This window comes from Bradyrhizobium sp. P2_E8 (assembly GCF_056403875.1).
In genome coordinates this window covers 1-2405 of sequence record NZ_JBFUES010001064.1, presented here as the reverse complement: position 1 = coordinate 2405, position 2405 = coordinate 1, and the positions used below count along the sequence as shown (strand labels likewise).

Here is a 2405-nt window from a genome sequence, read left to right as displayed (position 1 = left end):
GCTTTTGTGCGGAAAAATCCGGTTCGTGGAAGCGCGTGTCCAGAATCGGCAGCACGGCCTTGTGCCGCACGGCGCGCAGGCCCCGGCGGCGGGCCGCGGCTGCAATATCGCTGCGGGCGCCGAGACCGATCGCGGCGAGATCGAGCAAATGGGCGGCGATCGCCATGCCGGCCTCGTCGGCGGCGGCGGAATGGCGCAGCAGGAGATCGCTGTAGTCCATCGCCAGCGACAGCGCGCCGCCGGGCTCGAGCTCGCAGCCGACGAGATCGTCGGCATCGGGCACCATCGCCCGCAGCGTATCGACCGGCAGATGCACGTTGGTGAAGCGCTTGTGGCTCGCGCCGTCAGCGGCGAAGAACGGCTCGTCCAGCTTGAGCAGCACCATCGATCCCGGCCGCATGGTGAACTCGCGGCCGCGATGGACCACCTGCGAAGAAAGATCTCCGGTATTGCGCGCGAGGCAAAAACGGTCGTCGCCGGTCTCGATCACCTGGCGCTTCTCCCGCCGCACCGTGACGAAGCTGCCGTCGCAACGCCCAAGCATGGTGGTGCCGATGTGGATCGAGTTCATCGTGGCGCGAAACGGCACGTCGGATGCCGGATCCAGCTCGCCGGTGTTGGAGAAATGCTCGAACAATTCGGCGAAGCGAATGAAGCGCTGCCGGTCGGACAGGCCCTGCGGGAGCAGGTCGGTGGAGAGCGCTTTCCTGATGACGGACATCGAAAGGACTTCCAACAAAGACTTTTTCGAAAAACGTCGCGCGTGAAACCGGCCGAACCTCGCAGGCAGGAAATGACCCCGTGCTGAAGGCCGCCGCCCGCAGGCTATCAGCACGCCAACGTGAATCAAGCTGCGCCGGTCAGTCCAAGCCGTGACGTCGCCGGCGCCGGACAGTCCAAGACGGTCCGCATCGGCGGGCCCTATTCAGGCGGCGGTTGCGGCATCCGCCACACAGGGGGCTGCATCCGGGCAACCGGGCGGGCCCAGCCTGACGCCCGCTGGAGGAGAAAACGACATGCGAACCTCTCTACCCCGCAGCTTCGTGCTCGGCGGCGTCATCGCGACCAGCCTCTGCATCGGTTACGCGCTGGGCGCACAGCCGCACATGGACGAAGCCATCGCGATCCTGCAATCGGCCCGCGCCGAGCTCGGCAAGGCCGAGCCGAACAAGGGCGGCCATCGCGAGAAGGCCATCGGGCTGATCGACCAGGCGATAGCCGAAGTGCGCGCCGGCATCGCATTCGCCGCCGGCCATTGAAGCAACGGCACCCGGGAGGACAAGACATGATGCGCACCCTGTTTGCCGCAGCCGTCGCGCTCGGCGCGATCACGGGCGTTGCCCAGGCCATGCCGCTCGCGCCGCTCGGCGCGAGCGCGAATGGCGACGTCATCGCCGTCACCGGCGGCTGCGGCCCCGGCTGGCATCGCGGCCCCTACGGCGGCTGCCTGCGAAACTACGCCAACCCCGCCGCGCATGCCTGCCCGCGCGGCTTCCATATCGGGCCCGGTGGCCGCTGCCGCGGYAATGGCAGGTAGAGGCTGATCGCTCCGCCTCTCCCCGTTCGTCGGGAGAGGCGTCTGCGGACATCGCTTGCGTTCGCCGTCCGGCACGCCGACCAGCACAACCAAATGCTTTTCGCGACCGTCATTCCGCGGCGTCCGACCGCAGCGAGAGTGCAGGTTCCCGCTTGCTACCTCAGCGGGATTGTGTGCAGAATACACCTTATTTTCTGACGCAATCATTGATTGAATCCGGGGAGCACTGCGCGGCCCGGGCCTGAAGCGCTCCTCGCGAAATTGCCGGAGAAGCCCATGCCACATCATGATGGCGAACGGAACGCCGATATTGCCGGCCCGGAACATCCACATAGCGACATGAAGGCCGGCGGGACGGCCGGCTCCGCCTCCTCCAAACGCAAGCTGGTGCTGTTCGCCGATGGCACGGGCAACGCGTTCACCACCCAGGAATCCAGCGTCTGGCGTCTCTACGAGGCGCTCGATCACACCCAGCCGGATCAGATCTCGCACTACATCAAGGGTGTCGGCACCGCCGGCTGGGCGCCGCTCGCCGCGCTCGACGGCGCCACCGGCATCGGCGTGCCCAGCAACGTCCGCAAGCTCTATCGCTTCCTGTGCTGGAACTGGCGCGAGGGCGACGAGATCTACATCTTCGGCTTCAGCCGCGGCGCGTTCACCGCGCGTACGCTGGCGTCCATGGTCGCGAGCCAGGGTCTCGTGCCGGCGGAGATCGAAGGCACGCCGGTGTCGCACGAGGAGATGGAGCGCAACGCCATGGCCGCGTGGCGGGAATACCGCCGCGACACCGTGCCATTGAAGAAGAGCCTGCCGACGATCTGGATCGCGCGCTTCATCCGCGATCTCCTGCTCTATCTCTATCATTCGA

The 2405-nt window shown here is 66.7% G+C and carries 4 protein-coding genes; 3 read left to right on the top strand and 1 reads right to left on the bottom strand.

The features are described 5' to 3' along the window. Nucleotides 1-721, bottom strand: a 721-nt coding sequence (locus AC1D00_RS36665) for an AraC-like ligand-binding domain-containing protein (protein WP_477014030.1), incomplete at its 3' end; no start/stop codon positions are given. Between the two features lie 295 nt (nucleotides 722-1016). On the opposite strand from AC1D00_RS36665, the gene AC1D00_RS36660 reads away from it, so the two are divergent. From AC1D00_RS36660 to AC1D00_RS36650, 3 genes are all read left to right on the top strand, one after another. Continuing rightward, a complete protein-coding gene (locus tag AC1D00_RS36660; RefSeq protein ID WP_049823732.1) occupies nucleotides 1017-1259 on the top strand; it encodes a hypothetical protein in 243 nt (80 codons plus the stop codon). Between the two features lie 26 nt (nucleotides 1260-1285). Beyond that, on the top strand, nucleotides 1286-1537 hold the full coding sequence (locus AC1D00_RS36655) for a GCG_CRPN prefix-to-repeats domain-containing protein (RefSeq protein ID WP_404550998.1): 252 nt from the start codon (nucleotides 1286-1288) through the stop codon (nucleotides 1535-1537). Nucleotides 1538-1813: 276 nt separating this feature from the next. After that, on the top strand, nucleotides 1814-2405 hold a 592-nt coding region (locus AC1D00_RS36650), incomplete at its 3' end, for a phospholipase effector Tle1 domain-containing protein (protein ID WP_477014029.1).